The organism is Nocardia otitidiscaviarum NBRC 14405 (assembly GCF_000308635.1).
GTDB classification, from domain to species: Bacteria; Actinomycetota; Actinomycetes; order Mycobacteriales; family Mycobacteriaceae; genus Nocardia; species Nocardia otitidiscaviarum.
Genome location: NZ_BAGD01000267.1, coordinates 1 through 19,381, shown reverse-complemented (window position 1 = coordinate 19,381; position 19,381 = coordinate 1). Strand labels below are relative to the sequence as shown.

16 protein-coding genes are annotated in these 19,381 nt (G+C 69.1%); 10 read left to right on the top strand and 6 right to left on the bottom strand.

Annotated elements, in window-relative coordinates; genetic code table 11:
• Positions 1-1,402: aminotransferase-like domain-containing protein (locus tag ON31_RS29965; protein ID WP_255222315.1), on the bottom strand; the 1,402-nt coding region annotated here is incomplete at its 3' end.
• 122 nt (positions 1,403-1,524) lie between these two features.
• Between ON31_RS29965 and ON31_RS29960 the strand changes: the two genes are divergently transcribed.
• Genes ON31_RS29960 through ON31_RS38640 form a run of 8 tightly spaced genes read left to right on the top strand, consistent with a single transcriptional unit; the run spans position 1,525 to position 9,050 of the window.
• A complete protein-coding gene (locus tag ON31_RS29960) occupies positions 1,525-2,364 on the top strand; it encodes a nitrilase-related carbon-nitrogen hydrolase (protein WP_039818471.1) in 840 nt (279 codons plus the stop codon).
• On the top strand, positions 2,361-3,776 hold the full coding sequence (hydA, locus tag ON31_RS29955) for a dihydropyrimidinase (protein WP_039818469.1): 1,416 nt from the start codon (positions 2,361-2,363) through the stop codon (positions 3,774-3,776). The genes ON31_RS29960 and hydA overlap by 4 nt, the downstream gene beginning before the upstream one ends.
• Before the next feature lie 18 nt (positions 3,777-3,794).
• Complete coding sequence (locus tag ON31_RS29950; protein ID WP_039818468.1) at positions 3,795-4,832, top strand: TIGR03842 family LLM class F420-dependent oxidoreductase; 1,038 nt, start codon at positions 3,795-3,797, stop codon at positions 4,830-4,832.
• Complete coding sequence (locus ON31_RS29945; protein ID WP_081592835.1) at positions 4,829-5,806, top strand: ABC transporter permease; 978 nt, start codon at positions 4,829-4,831, stop codon at positions 5,804-5,806. Before ON31_RS29950 ends, ON31_RS29945 begins: the two co-directional genes overlap by 4 nt.
• Positions 5,803-6,663, top strand: coding sequence for an ABC transporter ATP-binding protein (locus ON31_RS29940; RefSeq protein WP_255222314.1), 861 nt, complete (start codon positions 5,803-5,805; stop codon positions 6,661-6,663). Before ON31_RS29945 ends, ON31_RS29940 begins: the two co-directional genes overlap by 4 nt.
• A complete protein-coding gene (locus ON31_RS29935; protein ID WP_039818467.1) occupies positions 6,663-7,424 on the top strand; it encodes an ABC transporter permease in 762 nt (253 codons plus the stop codon). Before ON31_RS29940 ends, ON31_RS29935 begins: the two co-directional genes overlap by 1 nt.
• Complete coding sequence (locus ON31_RS29930) at positions 7,421-8,563, top strand: ABC transporter substrate-binding protein (protein WP_039818465.1); 1,143 nt, start codon at positions 7,421-7,423, stop codon at positions 8,561-8,563. The genes ON31_RS29935 and ON31_RS29930 overlap by 4 nt, the downstream gene beginning before the upstream one ends.
• Positions 8,493-9,050, top strand: coding sequence for an AIM24 family protein (locus tag ON31_RS38640; RefSeq protein ID WP_370450497.1), 558 nt, complete (start codon positions 8,493-8,495; stop codon positions 9,048-9,050). The genes ON31_RS29930 and ON31_RS38640 overlap by 71 nt, the downstream gene beginning before the upstream one ends.
• A gap of 264 nt (positions 9,051-9,314) precedes the next feature.
• On the opposite strand, the gene ON31_RS29920 is transcribed toward ON31_RS38640, so the two are convergent.
• Complete coding sequence (locus ON31_RS29920; RefSeq protein WP_039818463.1) at positions 9,315-9,830, bottom strand: NUDIX hydrolase; 516 nt, start codon at positions 9,828-9,830, stop codon at positions 9,315-9,317.
• Between the two features lie 337 nt (positions 9,831-10,167).
• Here ON31_RS29920 and ON31_RS29915 point away from each other — a divergent pair, with 337 nt between their 5' ends.
• Positions 10,168-10,548, top strand: coding sequence for a nitroreductase family deazaflavin-dependent oxidoreductase (locus tag ON31_RS29915; protein WP_039818476.1), 381 nt, complete (start codon positions 10,168-10,170; stop codon positions 10,546-10,548).
• 130 nt (positions 10,549-10,678) lie between these two features.
• On the opposite strand, the gene ON31_RS29910 is transcribed toward ON31_RS29915, so the two are convergent.
• The 4 genes from ON31_RS29910 to ON31_RS29895 form a co-directional block, all read right to left on the bottom strand.
• Positions 10,679-12,115 (bottom strand): ABC1 kinase family protein, encoded by a 1,437-nt coding sequence (locus tag ON31_RS29910; RefSeq protein ID WP_051037954.1) that lies wholly within the window; start codon positions 12,113-12,115, stop codon positions 10,679-10,681.
• A gap of 164 nt (positions 12,116-12,279) precedes the next feature.
• A complete protein-coding gene (locus ON31_RS29905; RefSeq protein WP_157533814.1) occupies positions 12,280-14,340 on the bottom strand; it encodes a CocE/NonD family hydrolase in 2,061 nt (686 codons plus the stop codon).
• 208 nt (positions 14,341-14,548) lie between these two features.
• On the bottom strand, positions 14,549-15,724 hold the full coding sequence (locus ON31_RS34955) for a PucR family transcriptional regulator (RefSeq protein WP_051037952.1): 1,176 nt from the start codon (positions 15,722-15,724) through the stop codon (positions 14,549-14,551).
• Between the two features lie 31 nt (positions 15,725-15,755).
• Positions 15,756-17,561: an AMP-dependent synthetase/ligase gene (locus ON31_RS29895; protein ID WP_081592833.1), complete on the bottom strand. Its 1,806-nt coding sequence runs from the start codon at positions 17,559-17,561 to the stop codon at positions 15,756-15,758.
• Between the two features lie 292 nt (positions 17,562-17,853).
• Here ON31_RS29895 and glnA point away from each other — a divergent pair, with 292 nt between their 5' ends.
• Positions 17,854-19,290, top strand: coding sequence for a type I glutamate--ammonia ligase (gene glnA, locus ON31_RS29890; RefSeq protein WP_051037950.1), 1,437 nt, complete (start codon positions 17,854-17,856; stop codon positions 19,288-19,290).
• Positions 19,291-19,381: the final 91 nt, after the last annotated feature.

Sequence of the window (19,381 nt, the reverse complement as noted above, 5' to 3'; positions counted from 1 at the left end):
AGGTCGGTGCGGCCTGGGCGGCGGCGGCCAGTTCGGCGGCGAGCCGGGGGATATCGGCGTCCGCGACGGCGGCCGGGGTGATGCGCAGATGGTCGGCGGCCGGTAGGCCGATCACCTCGAACGGGGTGCCCGGGGCGGCCTTGATTCCGGCGGCGGCGAGGGAGATCATGGCGGCCGATTCGTCGAGGACGGGTAGCCACAGGTTGATGCCGTCGGCGGGGGATACCGAAATTCCGTGGCGGGAGAGCTCCCTGCGCAGCGCCGTGGTGCGGCGGCGGTACTCGGTGCGCGCGGTGGCGACCCGGGTGCGGGCGGCGTCGTCGGTGAGCATGTGCAGCAGCACGCGCTGGAGCAGGCGACTGGACCAGCCGGGGCCGAGCATACGGCGCTCGATCACCGGGTCGAGCAGTTCGGCCGGGCCGCCGACAATGGCCAGACGCAGGTCCGCGCCATGGGATTTGGAATACGAGCGCACGTGCACGGTGTGCCGCGGCAGCCGGGTGCCCAGCGACCGGGGTGGCGCGTGGGCGATGCCCGCGGAGTGGTCGTCCTCGATCACGACGAGATCGTGCGGGGTGAGCACATCGGCGAGGGCGCGCAGCCGGGCGGCCGACAGTGACGTGCCCGTCGGGTTCTGGGCGCGGGGTTGCAGCAGCAGCGCGGTCGGCGCGTGCTCGGCCAGCACCGCCGCGAGTTCGTCGGGCCGCATGCCCGACTCGTCCATCTCCACCGGCACCGGTCGCGCCCCCAGCCGAGCCAGCAGATCGAGAAACGGTGGGAAGCACGGGTTCTCGACCACCACGGCATCCCCGAGGCGCACCTGCGCGGTCAGCAACCGGTCGATGGCGTCGAGCGCGCCGTCGAGCACCGTGAGCCGGTCGGGTCGGAACGGCCAGTCCGCGCACACCACCCGCTCCAACTCCGGCAGCATGGCCTCGCCCAGATAGGTGGCGGACAGGTCGTCGATGGAATCATCGTCGCCGAGTCGGCGCAGCGCCGCGGTGAGATCGGGCAGCAGCGCCGGATCCGGAATCCCCCGGGACAGATCCACCCGGAACACGCTGTCGGATCGCGAGTGCAGCCGCTGGTAGCGGCCACCCGCCGCCACCGGCCGCGCGGGCGCGTCCGCCACGAAGGTGCCCGCGCGCCCCCGGGCCACGATCGCGCCCGCCGCGGCCAGCGCCCGCCACGCCTGGGTGACGGTGGCCGGGGAGACCTTCAGCTCCCGCGCCACCTCACGCACGGTGGGCAGACGGGTGCCGGGCGACAGCGCGCCGGAGCGGATGCGGCCCCCGACGGTGGCGGCGATACCGGCGGCGGTGCGGTCGTGGACGCCCGCGAACAACCCGCCGCCGGGCGGATCGGGGGCGGTCGCGTCGAGCGGGCCGAGTTCGGTTGTCACAGCGTCATTCTGCGATGGCGACACTGGCGCGAACACGGGCACCCCGAGGATTTACGGTTACGAAACTGTTTCCGTCATTCTGTAACACAGCGGAATTGGTTCTCCATGCAGTATCACAAAGCATGGCAATCGTTCGAGCAGCGCTGGTTCAGACCAACTGGACCGGCGACAAAGAGTCCATGATCAAGGCGCACGAGGACTACGCCCGGCAGGCCGCCGCGGCGGGAGCGAAGGTGATCTGCTTCCAGGAGTTGTTCTACGGGCCGTACTTCTGCCAGCTCCAGGACACCAAGTTCTACGACTACGCCGAATCGGTGCCCGGCCCCACGGTGGACCGGTTCGCGGCGCTGGCGGCCGAACTCGGCATGGTGATGGTGCTGCCGGTGTACGAGCAGGAGCAGCCCGGCCTGCTGTACAACACCGCGGCCGTCATCGACGCCGACGGCAGCTACCTCGGCAAGTACCGCAAGCACCACATCCCGCACGTGAACGGCTTCTGGGAGAAGTTCTACTTCCGGCCGGGCAATCTGGGCTGGCCGGTCTTCGACACCGCCGTCGGCCGGGTCGGGGTGTACATCTGCTACGACCGGCACTTCCCGGAGGGCTGGCGGGCGCTGGGCCTGGCCGGCGCGGAGATCGTGTTCAATCCGTCGGCCACCTCGCGCGGACTGTCCGGCTACCTGTGGAAGCTGGAGCAGGCCGCCTCGGCCGTCGCCAACGAGTACTTCATCGGCGCGATCAACCGGGTCGGCATCGAGGCCGAGTACGGCGACGACGACTTCTACGGCACCAGCTACTTCGTCGACCCCGAGGGCAAGTTCGTGGGCGAGGTCGCCTCCGACACCGCCCCGGAGCTGGTGGTCCGCGATCTCGACCTGGACCTCATCAAGGTGGTGCGCGACCGCTGGGCCTTCTACCGCGACCGCCGCCCGGACGCCTACGGACCGCTGGTGCAGCCATGAGCCGAATCCTCATCCGGGGCGGAACGGTGGTGTCGGCCACCGGATCCCAGCCCCTCGACGTACTGATCGACGGCGAAACCATCGTCGCCGTCCTGCAACCCGGCGCCACCGCCCTCGGCGATGTGGCGGCAAGCGCCCAGATCATCGAAGCCACCGGCAAATACGTGATCCCCGGCGGCGTCGACGCGCACACCCACATGCAGCTGCCCTTCGGCGGCACCGAGGCATCCGACACCTTCGAGACCGGCACCCGGGCCGCGGCCTGGGGCGGTACCACCACCATCGTGGACTTCGCCGTCCAGAAACCCGGTGAGACGGTGCAGGACACCCTCGCGCTGTGGCACGACAAGGCGGCCGGGCGCTGCGCCGTCGACTACGGCTTCCACCAGATCGTGGGCGACGTGAATCCCGAATCCCTGAAGGGCATGGCGGAATTGGTGGCTGAGGGGGTGACCAGCTTCAAACTGTTCATGGCCTACCCGGGCGTCTTCTACTCCGACGACGGCCGCATCCTGCGCGCCATGCAGCGCAGCGCCGAACTCGGCGCACTGCTCATGATGCACGCCGAGAACGGCATCGCCATCGACGTGCTGGTCGAACAGTCGCTCCAGCGCGGTGACACCGCACCGTACTTCCACGGCACCTCGCGGCCGTGGCAGCTGGAGGAGGAGGCCACCCACCGCGCCATCATGCTGGCCCAGGTCACCGGCGCCCCGCTGTACGTCGTGCACGTCTCGGCCAAACAGGCCCTCGAACAGATCGCCACGGCGCGCGGCAACGGCCAGAACGTGTTCGGTGAGACCTGCCCGCAGTACCTGTACCTGTCGCTCGAGGAACAGTTGGGCGCACCGGGTTTCGAGGGTGCGAAATGGGTGTGCTCGACGCCGCTGCGGTCGCGGGCGGAGGGGCATCAGGACGAGCTGTGGCGCTATATCCGCACCGGTGACGTCACCTCGGTCGCCACCGACCACTGCCCGTTCTGCATGAAGGATCAGAAGGAACTCGGCCGCGGCGACTTCTCCAAGATCCCCAACGGCATCGGCGGCGTCGAACACCGGATGGACCTGATGTTCCAGGGCGTCAAGGACGGCCGCATCTCCCTGGAACGCTGGGTGGACGTCTGCTGCACCACCCCGGCCCGCATGTTCGGCATGTACCCGCGCAAGGGCGTCATCGCTCCGGGCGCGGACGCCGACATCGTGCTCTACGACCCGAACGGCCACACCAGCATCGGGGTGGGCAAGACCCACCACATGAACATGGACCATTCGGCCTACGAGGGTTTCGAGGTCGACGGACATGTGGACACGGTGCTCTCGCGCGGCCGGGTGATCGTCGACGACGGCGCGTACCTGGGCCGGGCGGGCCACGGCCGATTCGTCAAACGCGAACTCTCCCAGAACCTCATCTGATCCGGAACGGAGTGCCCCATGGATATCGGTGTGGTGCTGCAATGCACACCGCCCGCGTCACGAGTGGTGGAGCTGGCGAGAATCGCGGAGACGCACGGCTTCTCGCACGTGTGGACCTTCGACTCGCATCTGCTGTGGCAGGAACCGTACGTCATCTACAGCCAGATCCTCGCCGCCACCCGCAAGGTCGTGGTCGGGCCGATGGTGACCAATCCGTCCACCCGGGACTGGACGGTCACCGCCTCGACCTTCGCCACGCTCAACGATATGTTCGGCAACCGCACCGTCTGCGGGATCGGGCGCGGCGACTCCGCCGTGCGCACCCTCGGCGGCAAACCCGCCACCCTGGCGACGCTGCGCGAATCCATCGGCGTCATCCGGGAATTGGGCAACGGCCGCAGTGCCCGCGTCGGGGAGACCACGGTGCGGTTCCCGTGGGCGCACGCCTCCCGGCTGCCCGTCTGGGTGGCCGGATATGGACCGCGCGCCCTCGATCTCACCGGTGAGGTGGCCGATGGCTTCATCCTGCAACTCGCCGATCCGGATATCACCGCCTGGACGGTGGCCCGGGTGCGCGCCGCCGCCGAGCGCGCCGGACGCGATCCGAAGGAGGTGACCATCTGCGTGGCCGCCCCCGCCTATGTGACCGACGGCTCGGACGCGGGCGTGAAACACGCCCGGGAGCAATGCCGCTGGTTCGGCGGCATGGTCGGCAACCACGTCGCCGATATCGTCGCCAAGTACGGGGCGGACAGCGAGGTGCCCGCCGCGCTCACCGAGTACATCGCCGGGCGTCAGGGCTACGACTACAACCAGCACGGGCGCGCCGGAAACACGCACGCCGACTTCGTGCCGGACGCCATCGTGGACCGGTTCTGCCTGATCGGCACCCCCGACGAGCATGTGGTGCGGCTGCGTGAGCTGGAGGCACTGGGCGTGGACCAGTTCGCCGTCTACCTCCAGCACGACGCCAAGACCGCCACCCTCGACGCCTATGGGGAGTCGATCGTGCCGCGGCTGGCGCAACCGATCGTGGCGACGGCGAGTACGACATGACCGCGCTACCGGAGGGCGGCCGCACCGCGGCGGCCGCCCAGCGAGTCGTGCGCCCACCGCGTCGGCGTGGGATCGGAACCGGCCGGTCGGCGAACGGATCACGCTGGGGCGCGGTGGTGTACCCGCTCGCCGCCTTCGTGCTGGTGGCCGCGGTCTGGGAACTGGTGAAGGCGTTCGTCCCGGCCGATGGGGTGAGCATCGGCGAGCAGCGCGTGCTGCCGCGCACCACCGACGCGGCGCTGCCGCACACCTGGTCGGTGCTGACCGTGCTGGGGGAGCCCGACGGCTCCGGCACCGTGGGCGAAACACTGTTGCGCACCGCCGGTTTCACCTTCGGCCTGGCCCTACTGGCGCTGCTGCTCGGCACCGTCGTCGGCGTCGCGCTGGCGGTGCTCATGCAGCGCTTCGGCTGGGTGGAGCGCGGACTGCTGCCGTATGTGGTGCTGTCGCAGACGGTTCCGCTCATCGCACTGGCCCCGCTGGTCGCCGGGTGGGGCGGCAAGATCGCCATCGCCGGGCGGCCCTGGCAGCCCTGGATGAGCATTGTGGTCATCGCCGCCTACCTGGTGTTCTTCCCGGTCGCCATCGGCATGCTGCGCGGTCTGCAATCGCCCTCGCGGGCCGCGGTGGAGCTGCTGCACAGCTATGCCGCGGGGTGGTGGGCGACCCTGCTGCGGCTGCGCCTGCCCGCCGCCGTCCCGCATCTGCTGCCCGCGCTGCGGCTGGCGGGTGCGGCGGCGGTGATCGGCGCGGTGGTGGCGGAGATCTCCACCGGCACCGCGGGCGGCATCGGCCGTCAGATCATCGTCTTCTCCCAGCAGTCCACCGGTGACGCCGCGCGCCTGTACGCCGCGGTGCTGGCCGCCGCCCTGCTCGGCGTCGCCGTGGCGGCACTGGTGGCGCTCGTGGAAGCGGCGCTGCGCCGCTACAGCCGCCCGGCCGGGGGCGGTCGCTCGTCAGGAGGTACCCGTTGACCGTCGAACCATCCACCGCCGCTCCCGAAGCGACGGTGCCACACCGCAATCCACCCGATCACCAGGACGCCGCCGTGACACTGGTGTCGGTCGGCAAGATCTACTCCGCCGGTGCCGTCACCGCCCTGGAGGACGTCTCGCTCACCGTCGCCGCCGGGGAGTTCGTCTCCCTCATCGGGCCGTCCGGCTGCGGCAAATCCACCCTGCTGCGCATCATCGCCGACCTCGAGGAACCCACCGGCGGCAGCGTCACCGTGCACGGCAAGACGGCCCGGCAGGCGCGGCTGGACCAGAACTACGGCATCGCCTTCCAACAGGCGGGCCTGCTCGACTGGCGCACCGTGCAGGAGAATGTGGAACTGCCGCTGGAGCTGCACCGCGTGCCCAAACGCGAACGCCGCAGGCGCAGTAGCGAACTCCTGGAGATGGCCGGTCTCGGCGACTTCGCCCGCCGCTACCCGGCCGAACTGTCCGGTGGCATGCAGCAGCGGGTCGCCATCGCCCGCGCCCTGGCCCGCAAACCACCGCTGCTGCTCATGGACGAGCCGTTCGGCGCGCTCGACGAGATGACCCGCGAACGCATGCAGGGCGAACTGCTGCGCATCGCCGGGGAGACCGGCGCGGCGGTCGTCTTCGTCACCCACTCCATCCCGGAGGCGGTGTACCTGTCCGACCGGGTGGTGGTCATGTCGCCGCGCCCCGGCCGCATCACCGCCGTACTCGACACCGGCGGTACGGGAACCGAATCCGAGGACATCGACGTCCGGGCGACCGAACCGTTCTTCGAGGCGGTGGCCGCGGTGCGCGCGGCCCTGCACGACGGGCACCCGAGCGCCCCCGCGGGACGGAAGCGGTGATGCGCACCTGGCTGCCGCCGCTGCTGGTGGGCGTGGCGATCCTGGTGCTGTGGCAGGTGCTCACGGTCGCCGCCGGAGTGCCGTCGTTCCTGCTGCCCGCGCCGAGCGCCATCGCGGAAGCCCTCGGGGACAACCGATCCGGCATTCTCGACGCCACCCTCGCCACCGGCCGCAATGCGCTCATCGGTCTGCTGGTCGGCATCGTGGCGGGGATCGCCGCGGCCATGGTGGCGGTGCGATTCCGGCTCGTCGACGGTCTGCTCGGACCGCTGGCCGCCGCGGCCGCCGCCGTCCCCATCGTGGCGCTGGCCCCGCTGCTGAACTCGCTGTACTCCACCACCACCGACCTGCCGCGCCGGATGGTGGCCGCCATCGTGGTGTTCTTCCCGGTGTACGTCAGCACGGTCAAGGGCCTGCGGCAGGCACCGCGCGTGCACGTGGACCTGATGACCTCCTATGCCGCCACCGGCTGGCAGGTCACCCGCGCCGTCCGGCTGCCCGCCGCACTGCCGCACCTGTTCACCGGATTGCGCATCGCCGCGCCCGGTGCGGTCATCGCCGCCATCATCGCCGAATACTTCGGCGGTCTGCAGCACGGCCTGGGCAGCCGCATCATCTCCGCCGCCGCCAATACCGCCTATCCGCGGGCCTGGGCGTATGTCACCGCCGCCATGCTGCTGGGCCTGCTCTTCCTCACCGCCGTCGTCGTCGCCGAACAATTCACCCGCCGACCCCGCACCATCAGTTGGAGATCGAAATGAGCAGTACCGTAAGGAAATTGCGTACCTGTCTGGCCGTGCTGGCGGTCGGGCTGGCGGCGTTGACCGGTTGCAGCACCACCGAGGGTGGCACCACCACGACGGCCGACGGACTCACCAAGGTGCGGTTGCAGTTGCAGTGGTTCAAGCAGGGGCAGTTCGCGGGCTATCTCGCCGCCGTGGACCAGGGGTTCTACCGGGAACAGGGGCTCGACGTCGACATCCTCGAGGGCGGCACCGATATCGTCCCGCAGACCGTGCTCGCCCAGGGGCAGGCCGACTTCGCGGTCGCCTGGGTGCCGAAGGCACTCGCGTCCCGGGAGGCCGGGGCCGGAATCACCGAGGTGGCGCAGATCTTCCAGCGCTCGGGCACCAAACAGGTGGCGTTCGCCGACGCCGGTATCGACGGTCCCGCCGACCTGCGCGGCAAGACCGTCGGAAACTGGGGTTACGGCAACGAATTCGAACTCTTCGCCGGAATGACCAAGGCCGGACTCGATCCGGCCGCGGATGTGCGCCTGGTGCAGCAGCAGTTCGATATGAACGCCTTCCTCGCCGGGGATATCGCCGCCGCCCAGGCCATGTCCTACAACGAGTACGCACAGCTGCTCGAAACCAGGAACCCGGCCACCGGACAGCTCTACACCGCAGCGGATTTCACCACCATCGACTGGAACGAACAGGGCGTCGCCATGCTCCAGGACGCGGTGTGGGCCAATACCGAGCGGCTGGGTGACAGCGCCTACCAGGATCTGACCGTGCGGTTCCTGGCCGCCTCGCTGCGCGGCTGGATCTTCTGCCGCGACAATGTCGACCGGTGCCGCGACATCACCGTGGCGGCGGGCAGCACCCTCGGGGCGAGCCATCAGCAGTGGCAGATCAACGAGGTGAACAAGCTCATCTGGCCCTCTCCGGACGGTATCGGCATGGTGGACGAGAACGCGTGGAACCAGACCGTCACCATCGCCCGGCAGACCCGCAACCAGGAGGGCGCGACGGTGCTCACCCGGGAACCGGATGCCGACGCCTACACCAATGCCTATGTCACCCGGGCGCTGGACCAGCTGAAGGGTGAGGGCGTTGACGTCACCGGCACCGACTACGCGCCGGTGCGGGTGGTGCTGGCCGAGGGCGGACGCTAGCCCGGGATTCCGCGTCGCCCGGTCACCCCGCGCTGCTAGCGTCGCCGGATATGAAAGTTCAACTGCGGCACAGCCCGTCGTCGACGATCGCGCGCTGCTTCCTCGCCGGTGGCGAGCCCACGCCAACTCGCACGGGGTGACCGTGGAGGCCAAGTGGGGTGGTTTCGCGAATCTGTTCGGCGGCGAGGGCGGATTCGGGTTGCGGGCGCACGGGCAGGGTGAGGTGGTGCTCGGTGTCTTCGGGGCCATCGACGTGATCGATCTCGCGCCGGGGGAGCCGGTCACCATCGACACCGGGCATGTGGTGGCCTACGACCTGGCCATGCGGTTCACCATCCGGCGGGCGGTGTCGGGGCGGTCGTTCCAGTCGCTGACCTCCGGGGAGGGGTTCGTCTTCGATTTCACCGGACCGGGCCGGGTGCTGTTGCAGACGCGCAATCCCGGGGCTTTCTCGGCGTGGATCGGGCGGGTGACCTCGTCCAGCTGACAGTGTGATCCACGCCACAGTCGCGCGAAATTCTCATCCGAAATTTGTGAATCGGTCATGCTTCAGATGTCCGACATGGCAAGACACACAGATGAGGAGATACGCGTGTCCGGATCCGCTTCCGATTTCCTGGCCGAAGTGCTGATCAAGATGGTTCAGGGCCTGTTCACGGGCAGCGCCGGCGGCCAGTAGTCGCAGCCGTGACAGCCCACCGGATCGCGCGGGTCCGGTGGGCTGTCGGCGTTTCCCGGCCGGGTGCCAGTGTCAATGCAGCAGGTCGGGCACCAGCACGCGGGTGTCGGGAACGAACGGCCACGCCGGATCGGCCAGCCGCGCGCGCAACCGCGCATCGGTCCACCACCAGCCGTCGGCGATCTCCTCGGGCTGATGCCGGATCGGCCCGTCCCAGCGCACCTCGTAGGCGAACAGATGACAGCGCATGGGCCGACCGGCCCAGCTGCCGTCCCAGGACGCGCGCGTCACCGGCCGGGGCCGCGCACCGCCGTCCAGCACGATGCCCAACTCCTCGGCCAGCTCCCGGACGGCGGTCCGCTCCGGGCGCTCCCCGGGTTCCACCACCCCGCCCGCCAGGCAGTCGTGCATACCGGCGAACACCGACTTGGTCTCGGTGCGCCGGTGCACGTACACCCGCGACCCGTCTCCCGAGCGAACCAGCACCCCAGCACTGGCATGCCACAGTCCCCGGGCGTACACCACGGCCCGGTCCTCGGCTCCGACCTCGCGCCCGTCCGCGTCGTACAGCGCGATCATCTCCGCCATCGCGGCCCTGCCTTCCTCCCGGGTATCCGAGGCAGCGATCCCGGCGGCGCACCGTGACCGGGCGTGGCATTCCGCCGCTCCGAGCTCGCGGAGACGCTCGCTCCTGTGACGACGGTGCCGCCTCGGGGCCGTCCTGTCGTATCCCGGCACGATAGCCGGTCGGAAATCCGCGCTCCACGCGGGATCTCGCGCACGATCGGACATGTCGGCGCACGCGCGTCCACACCATGGCCCGAGCACACTCGGTATCGAGTCCGGACGACGAGTTCCGCGTTTTCGTGACCCGTCCGGCGTAACCTCTGGGACGCAATCGCTGTCGTCGGAGAGGACGATGCTCATGCCGCTGCCACAGGCTCTGGCCAGGATCAATCGGCGAGTCACCAATCCGGTGCTGGGCGTACTGGCGCGCCGCGCACCGGGATTCGGGATAGTGGTGCACGTCGGACGCAAGTCCGGCCGCGTCTACCGCAGCCCGGTCGCGGTGTTCGAGCGGGACGGCGGCTACCGCATCGCGCTCACCTACGGCCGAGACGTGGACTGGCTGAAGAACATTCGCGCCGCCGGAGCCTTCGGCTTCGAGACGCGCGGACGCACCATCATGCTCACCGATCCGGTGGTCGGCCACGACGCCACCGCGAGCTGGGCCCCGATCGGCATCCGACAGTGGCTGGTGGCGCTGCGGGCGGAGTACTACGTCCAGGCACGCATCGCGGAGTGACGCGAACTCGTCCTCCAGCTCATTACCAATGCGGTGGATACCGCGCTGTGGGCGAGCGGGATCGGTTCGACCGTGCGCAACCGGTCGGCACGGTGACCGGCACAACCGGATTCGGGCGGCACGACCGGATTCAGGCCGAATTGCCGAACCGCTCGACGGGGGTGCGCGGGCGCATGCCCGCACCGCGCTCGGCGCGGTCGAGGGCGTCGGCGGCCTCGGGCAGATGGGCCAGGATCTCCGCGCGCAGCGCACCCCCGGCACCGAGCTGGCACAGCACACCCGCCGTGGCGGCGATGGTGCGACCCACCGGAGTGAGTGCGGGCGGCGCCGTCAACTGCCTGCTGACATTGGACAGGCTCAGATCGGTGATGCGCAGGACCTGCTCACGCAGCCACGGTGTGGTCATGCGCACCGTATCGGTGCGGAACAGGGTGCGAATGGGGTCGACGAGTTCGCTGAACGCCACGGCATCGAAGCCACCGCCGGGTGGGACGAATCCGTACTGCCGCAGGGCCCGCTCCAGATCGTCGGGCCCGCCGTTGAACACCGCGTCGGCGATATCGCCCACCAGCGCCGGAAAATCGGCCGGAACGGGGGAGCAGGCGCCGTAGTCGACCACGCCGAGCCGCCCGTCGCGCAGCACGCGGAAATTGCCCGGATGCGGGTCGGTGTACAGCAACCCGGTGCGCACGATGCTGGAGACGACGAAGCGCAGCACCAGCCTGCCGACCCGATCGCGCTCCGCGGGCGAACCCGACACCAGCAGCCGCTGCAGCGGAATCCCGTCCACCCATTCGGTTATCAGCACGTCGCCCTGCTGATGCACCACGTGCGGCACCGCGAAATCCGGGTCGTCGGCGTAGGCGGCGGCGAAGACGCGCTGGGTCCGCGCCTCGCGCTCGTAGTCGAGTTCCTCGTGGATGCAGGCGGCCAGCGCGTCGTTGAGGGCGCGCACATCCGCCCCCGGCAGCAGGACCGAGGTCAGCGGGGCCATGCGGCGCAGGTGTTCGAGATCGTGCCGGACGGCCTCGCGCGCACCCGGATACATGATCTTGACGGCGACCCGGCGTCCGTCGTGCCAGCGCGCCCGGTGCACCTGCCCGACCGAGGCCGCGGCGCAGGCGCGGGTCTCGAATTCGATGAAGGCGCACCGCCAGTTCGGCCCCAGCTGCGCGCCCATCACGTCGGTGACCGCACGCGGCAGCATGGCGGGCGCGGAGTCCTGCAGGCGGCTGAGCGCCTCCCGGTAGGGCGCGCCGAGATCGGGCGGCAGGGCGAGTTCGTAGAGCGCCAGGATCTGCCCGAACTTGGCCGCGCAGCCCTTGAGTTCGCCGAGCACCTCGAACATGTGCTGGGCGGTGCGGGCCTGGATGTCGAGTTCGACGGACCGGGCCGGTTCGCCGAAGGCGCGTCGCCCCACCCCTGTCACACGGCGTCCCGCGTAGGCGAGGGGCAGGGCCGCGAGTTTGGCATTGCGAACCGCCGACCGGGTCGGCGGCTCACCGCTGGAATCGGCTGGGGTGCGCCGGGACAGCCGACGCAGTCCCCCCGGTCGCGGATCGGGCATCTCTGACCTCCGATGATCGACTGCCTCAGTGTGGCATGACCGGCGGTCGGAGGACAGTGCCCGAACCCGTCGACGACCAAGGTTGGCGACTATTGCCTGGGACGGCCGCGATGGTGGCGCGGGCGCGGCGACCGGACGCGCCACCATCGGAGGTGCTCCGGGGCTCAGTGGGTGAACACGCCCGCCGGTGCCAGGGGGAGCACCAGGCTCGAAGGCCGCACGGCGTCCCGGTGGATCTGCTGCGAGGTGCCCAGCAGGCGCGGCAGATCCGTCGGAATCGGAATGGTGGACGGGAACGTACCGCTGGTGATGCGCAGGCGCAGCGCATGACCTGGTTCCAGGCGGTGGAAGGCCGGGCGCAGTTTGATCTCCATCCGGGTCACCTCGCCGGGAACCAGTAGTTGCTCGGTCTCCTTGGTGAGCACATGCTCCGGCGCGTAGATCGTGCCGTCCGGTCCGCGCCAGGTCTTGTCCTCGTTCAGTGTGCGCTGACTGGCCAGCTGCGAGCCGCCGGTGATGTTGACGACGGTGCCGTCCGGAGCCACGTCGTCGAGCCACACCTGGAACGCCGCATCGGTTCCGGTGGAGGACGCGTAGAGGGTGACGCTCGCCGGTCCGGCCAGCACGGTCGCCTCGGTCACCGGATCGGTGGTGTACTTCAGCCCCGCCGTCGGTTCCTGCACCCACTCCGTGCACGGGTTGTAGGCGTTGAACACCCGGAACAGGAAGTCGAGCAGGCCGCCGGTGTACTGGGCCAGGCTCTGCCGGTTGCAGATGTTGTCGATGCCGGTGTAGTCAAGTCGATCCGAGGCGTCGGCGACGGTCGGCGCTCGCGCGGTGAGCCGGTCACCGTCGAACCAGCGCTGCTCGATGGTCGCCTGTTCGAACGGATAGCGGGCGGTGTCGGCGGCATTGTTGTTCGCGTCGATGACATGCAGCGGAGTCTGCGTCTCGTCGATGCCGTTGGGAATGTCCTTGAGCCACCGGTCGAACCAGGCCAGGGTGATCATGTTGGTATCGAGCCGCGACCCCGGTCCGACGCCCAGCCCCACGTGGTACCAGGGGCCCATGAGCAACTGGTAGCGGCCGTCGGCGCGCTGGTCGGGAGCCATGGGCGCGAACTGGTCACGGCCCGCGGCCAGATTCTGCAACTGCGCGTAATTGCGCAGCGGCCCTTCCTGATACAGATCCCAGAAGCCGCCCACCTGGTACATGGCGATGCCCTTGTCCACCAGATTGTGCATCTCGGTCTCGAAGCGGCGCTCCTGCCACCAGGCGGTGTCGTAGGCCAGCGGCCCGCCCGCGTACGCCTCGATGAGCAGTTTGATGGTGCTGTCGGAGGAGACCAGCGCCTGCAGGTGGTCGACGAGCGCCGGAATGAACTGCTGCGGTGACACCACGGCCGTCAGGAACGGGCCGATCAGGCTCAGATACGGCACCAGCAACGAGATGGCGGTGAGCAGGATCGGGCTCATCATGCCGTCGTGACCGAGCACCTCGTTGAAGATGTTGTTCGGCATCGCCATGGGCACAATGGCTTTCAGCGGCGAATCCGGTCCCACCGACTGGGCGGTGCGCAGTGCGGTGAGCGCCGGGAACGAGTACCCGTACATGCCCACCTTGCCATTGGAGCCGGGCAGGTTCGCCGCCCAGTCCACCAGCTGCGCGCCGTCCAGGCCGTCCTGTTTCGACGCCGGATTCCACGCGCCGGTGGAGCCGCCGGTGCCGCGCACATCGGCGACCACCTCGATATAACCGCGCCGCACCAGCACATCCTGGGTGCTGGTGGCCTGATTGATCACCCGGCGCACATCGCGCAGCTGATCGGGCAGCGGGATCTGGAACTGGTCGATCACGCCGGTGAGGGCGGCGGTGAGGGCACTGGTCAACGCGCCGTAGGTGGTGACGTTGAGGACCACCGGGAACTCGCCGTCGGCGCGCTGCCCGGTGGCCGGATCGGTGGGGTAGCGCACCTCGGCCTGGATCTGCGTGCCGTCGGTGAGCGGCACCACATGGCCCAATTCGTAACCGACACCGTACTTCTCGGGGGTCGGCTGATAGCCGTCGGGGAGTCCGAAGTTCGCCGGTGCGGTCGGCACCGGGCCCGCGGCGGGCACCGTCGCGGCCGGTGGCGCCAGGGTCACCGTCACGGCGACGGCGGTCAGGCACGCGGCGGCGAGGGTGACGAGACGGCCGCCCCTACGCGGCCGGGTCGAAATTCTCAAGGGTCTACCTCTGCGGAAGTCGGGAGGTCGCCGCGCGGTGCGGGCACGCCCGGTACCGGAGACCTCTTCGTCGGATTCAGCACACCGCACAGTTCCCGGTCGCTGCTACCGGCAATAACCAAGAGCGGGGCTGGTCGGTTTGTGCAATCGGCCGAACTCGCTCGGCCCGGGGCTCGACACCGAGCGGCGGCCGTCGGGTCGCCGAAGCTCAGGGCGCGAAGTCGGCGGCCTCGAGTCGGCGGGCGATGCGAGCAGCCGACAGCGTCATGGCGTCGGTCGGGCGATGCGGGTCCAGGCCGGTGAGTTCGTGGACGCGGGCCAGCCGGTAGGTCACCGTATTGCGGTGGATATTGAGCATGCGGGCGGTGGCCAGCTGGTTGAAGCCGCTGTCCACGAACACTTCCAGGGTTTCGGCGAGCAGCGGCTGCGGATCCAGCGGAGCCAGCACGGCGGCCAGTCCGGGGCGGGCCGGGCCGCTGGTGGCGATGGTGTACTCGAACAGCAGCTGCCTGCGCTCACACAGGGTGTCGGCACGCTCGAGGCAGCGGCCCAGTTCGGCGAGGGTGCGGGCCTCGGCGGCGGCATCGGGGAGGTCCGCGCGCTGGGTGGCGGTGGCGACACCCACCCAGAACGGGGCCGGGCGGCCCGGTGGGCGCACCGGCAGCCGGGTGGTGAGGGCGGCGGCGGTGGCGGTGCCGTCGTCGCCGGGCCGCAGCGGCAGCAGCGCGGTCCAGCCGCCGCTGTCCAGGCGCAGGAACACGCCCGGGATGGCCTCGATGCGGTGGCGCAGTTCGCCGGTCTCGGCGGAGCGGCCCGAACCCAGCCGGAACACGGCGATCAGGAAGGAGTCCGGCACCGTGATGGCGGGTTCGTCGGCCCACTCCACCGGATCGCGGCCGGTGAGCAACGCGTCGGCGATGGCGCGGCGGCGTTCCAGCAGCTCCCAGCGCGGATCGCTGACCCGGTGCACGCAGGCCGTGGCGATGCGTCCGGTCACCAGGGTGATGTATTGCAGCAGCGGCAGCGCGGCATCGAGCAGCAGCTCCCGCTCGGCGTCCGGTGCGGTGGCCCGCACCTTGGAGAAGATGTACTCCGCACCGATGCGATAGCGATCGAGCACCTCTTCGAGGGGTTCACCGTCGCGGACCCGGCCCACGCCGATCTCGACCACTTCCCGGGTGTCGTCCTCGCTGGGCAGCCGGCCGCTGCGCAGGAAGTCGAAGAAGAGGTCGATATTGAGTTTGGCGCCGCGTTCGAGCCCGTCGGCCACCAGCGGGGCGGGCAGGGTGCGATACGGCGGCAGCGCGGCCGTCGTATCGTCCCGGAACGCGGTCGCGCGCCGGTACAGGTCCTCCAGCGCCCGGTCCCGGGTCAGCGGGGGCATGGCTGTTCCGCGTTCATCTCGGGTACCGCCTTCATGTCGTGTACAGCGATTCGATGGTAGCGGCGTACTGGGTAGCTATCGGTTTGCGGCGTAGCTTTCCGGTCGCCGTGAGGCAGTCGCTGCCCGGGGTCCACACATCCGGGAGCACCGCGAAGCGCTTGATCTGCTCCACGCGGGAGAGCTTCTCGTTCGCCGCGTCGATGCCCTCTTGCAGGGATTTCCGCACCAGCGGGTGCTGGGACAGGGCGGCCACGTCGCGATCGGGTAGCTGATGGCGTTCGGCGAAGGCGGCGGCCAGATCGGGGTCCAGGCAGATGAGCGCGGTGTTGTAGTGGCGGGCCTCGCCGATGACGACCACCGTGCCCGCCAGCGGACAGTTCTCGGTGACGGTGTTCTCGATATTGGTGGGCGACATGTTCTTGCCCGCCGCGCTGATGATGAGCTCTTTCTTGCGGTCGACGATGCGCAGGTAGCCGTCGCCGTCGAAGCTGCCGATATCGCCGGTGTGCAGCCAGCCGTCGGCGTCGACGGTCTCGGCGGTCTTCTCCGGGGCCTTACGGTAGCCGCGCATGACATTGCGCCCGCGCACCAGCACCTCACCGTCGGCGGCGATGCTGACCTCGGTGTCGGGCAGCGGCAGGCCGACCGTGCCGATCTTGATGCGCTCGGGACGGGAGATCGTCGCCCCCGCGGTGCACTCGGTCATGCCGTAGCCCTCGCACAGCGGCAGGCCCAGACCCAGGAAGAACTCGTGGGTGTCGGGCGGGATGGGCGCGGAGCCGGTGACCGCGACCCGCACCTTGTCCAGACCCAGCCGCTCCCGGATGGCGGCGAGCACCAGACGATCGGCCACGCGGTGGGCCACGGCGTCCAGGGCGCTCGGGGTGCGGCCGTCGGAGACGGCGCGGGCGCGGGCGCGGCCGGTGCGGATCGCCCACTGCACCAGCTTGCGCTTGGGCAGCGGCTCGGCCGAGAAACGTTCCTCCAGAGCGGCTTTCACCTTGACCCAGACTCGCGGCACACCCAGGAACACCGACGGGTGTACCTCTGCGAGGGCCTCGGCGACCTGCTTCAGATCCGGCACGGTGGTGATCTGGCCGCCGGTCAGCATGGACAGGTAGTGCGCGAACCAGCGGTTGGCGGCGTGCGCGTCCGGCAGATACGACACCACCCGGTCCTCGGGTCCGCCGCCGCCGAATTCGTCGATGACGCGGGCGTTCTCGATGAAGTTGGTGTGGGTGAGCTCCACGCCCTTGGGCGGGCCGGTGGTGCCGGAGGTGTAGACGATGGTCAGCAGATCCTCGGGATCGACCGCGCGCCAGGCGGATTCGAAATCGAACTCCGCGCAGCGGGCGGACTCCACCGCGGACAGCGCGATGGTGCCCGCCGGAGCCCCGTCCACGCAGATCACGTGCTCGACCCGAATACCCTGCGTGGCCGCCTTCGCCACCGCCTCCAGCACGGTGGGCGCGAACTGCTCCTCGCAGATCACGGCCTTGTTCTCGGCATTGCCGAACTGGTAGACGAGCAGATCCACCGGATTGGTGTTGTACACCGAGAACGGGGTCGCGCCGGTGTGCAGTACTGCGGTGTCGCACAGATGGAACTCGGGCCGATTGGTCATCATGAGCGCCACCGTGTCGCCGCGCCCGATGCCCAGCGCCGCCAGGCCCGACGCGATCGCACGCACCCTGTCCCCGTATTCGCGCCAGGTGAGCGACACCCCGCCGCCGAGGGTGCGCAGCGCCACCGCGTCGGGATACGCGGCGACCACCGACTGGAACGCCTCACAAAGGGTGCGCGGCGCGCCGCTGCCCGCGATTGACGATGAACTCACGACCTACCTCTGGTTATTTCCTGGTCGAGGCCACAGCTGACCTCGATTATGTGTTCCAGGACACCCCATGTGAGACGGTCGCGGTACCGCCAACCGGGCAGTTGCCGACGGGTCGGTTTGTGCATAATGCCCAAATCGGCGGCGGGTTGGGCGGCGGCGCGGTCCGATCCGGCTGTCAACCACTGTGGACGCCAATGATCTTGCGCCGCAAGCGGTTTCGGGTACATGGGCCGGGTCGGAGCCGTATCGTGGGAGATTGCACGGGTGCCGCGAGAATTTTGAGGAGCCAGCGGTGATCACTCCCACGACCAGCGGAATTCTGGACTTCATCAGTGCCGAGAATGTCGAATACGTCGATATCCGCTTCTGTGACGTACCGGGGGTGCAGCAGCACTTCTCGATTCCGGCCGCCATGTTCGGCGAGGAACTGGTGGAGAACGGGGTCGCCTTCGACGGGTCGTCGGTGCGCGGATTCCAGGCCATCCACGAATCCGACATGCTGCTGCTGCCCGATCTGCGCACCGCGCAACTCGACCCCTTCCGGGCCGCCAAGACGTTGAATCTGGACTGCTTCGTCCACGACCCGCACACCCGCGAGGCGTACAGTCGCGATCCGCGCAATGTGGCGCGCAAGGCGGAGGAGTATCTGCGCAGCACCGCCATCGCCGACACCGCGTACTTCGGACCCGAGGCGGAGTTCTACATCTTCGACTCGGTGCGCTACGACACCACCATGAACGGGGCCTTCTACGAGGTGGATTCGGCGTCGGCGGATTGGAACACCGGCGCGAAGTACAACGCGGACGGCACCCTCAACCGCGGTTACAAGGTGCGGCCCAAGGGCGGCTACTTCCCGGTCGCGCCCTACGACCACGATGTGGATCTGCGCGACCACATGTGCGGGAATCTGCAACGCGCCGGATTCGAACTGGAGAAGGGCCACCACGAGGTCGGCACCGCCGGACAGGCCGAGATCAACTACAAATTCAACACCCTGCTGGCCGCCGCCGACGACCTCCAGCACTACAAGTACATCGTGAAGAACACCGCCTGGGCGCACGGCAAGACGGTCACCTTCATGCCGAAGCCGCTCTTCGGCGACAACGGATCCGGCATGCACGTGCACCAGTCACTCTGGAAGGACGGCACCCCGCTGTTCTACGACGAGGCCGGATACGCCGGACTCTCGGACCTGGCACGCCACTACATCGGTGGCCTGCTGCACCACGCGCCCTCACTGCTGGCCTTCACGAACCCCACCGTGAACTCCTACAAACGCCTGGTCCCCGGCTTCGAGGCCCCCGTCAATCTGGTGTATTCCCAGCGCAATCGCTCCGCCGCGGTCCGCATCCCGGTCACCGGAGCCAGCGCCGGCGCCAAACGCCTCGAATTCCGCTGCCCCGACTCCTCCGGCAATCCCTACCTCTCCTTCGCCGCCATGATGATGGCCGGACTCGACGGCATCATGAACAAAATCGAACCCGCCCTCCCCATCGACAAGGACCTCTACGAGCTCACCCCCGAAGAATCCGCCGAGGTAACCCAAACCCCGCCCAGCCTCGAAGCCGTCATCGACCGCCTCGAAGCCGACCACGACTACCTCACCCAAGGGAATGTCTTCACCGAGGATCTCGTCGACACCTGGATCCGCCTGAAGCGCTACACCGAAATAGCCGAAATCAACGTACGGCCACACCCGTTCGAATTCGATTTGTATTTCGACGTGTGAGTTCGATCGGTTTGTCCGGAAAATGCGTTGGGTCCGGTTGGTTAACTGAAGATTTCGATACCACATGACTATTGCTGTTCTGCTGCAATGG

Bases quoted from the DNA above. Each gene is read 5' to 3' on its own strand.
- ON31_RS29915 (WP_039818476.1), top strand. From the start codon at position 10,168: ATGCCGCTGCCACAGGCTCTGGCCAGGATCAATCGGCGAGTCACCAAT.
- ON31_RS29960 (WP_039818471.1), top strand. From the start codon at position 1,525: ATGGCAATCGTTCGAGCAGCGCTGGTTCAGACCAACTGGACCGGCGAC.
- ON31_RS34955 (WP_051037952.1), bottom strand. From the start codon at position 15,724: ATGCCCCCGCTGACCCGGGACCGGGCGCTGGAGGACCTGTACCGGCGC.
- ON31_RS29910 (WP_051037954.1), bottom strand. From the start codon at position 12,115: ATGCCCGATCCGCGACCGGGGGGACTGCGTCGGCTGTCCCGGCGCACC.
- ON31_RS29920 (WP_039818463.1), bottom strand. From the start codon at position 9,830: ATGGCGGAGATGATCGCGCTGTACGACGCGGACGGGCGCGAGGTCGGA.
- ON31_RS29930 (WP_039818465.1), top strand. From the start codon at position 7,421: ATGAGCAGTACCGTAAGGAAATTGCGTACCTGTCTGGCCGTGCTGGCG.
- ON31_RS29950 (WP_039818468.1), top strand. From the start codon at position 3,795: ATGGATATCGGTGTGGTGCTGCAATGCACACCGCCCGCGTCACGAGTG.
- ON31_RS29945 (WP_081592835.1), top strand. From the start codon at position 4,829: ATGACCGCGCTACCGGAGGGCGGCCGCACCGCGGCGGCCGCCCAGCGA.
- hydA (WP_039818469.1), top strand. From the start codon at position 2,361: ATGAGCCGAATCCTCATCCGGGGCGGAACGGTGGTGTCGGCCACCGGA.
- ON31_RS29935 (WP_039818467.1), top strand. From the start codon at position 6,663: ATGCGCACCTGGCTGCCGCCGCTGCTGGTGGGCGTGGCGATCCTGGTG.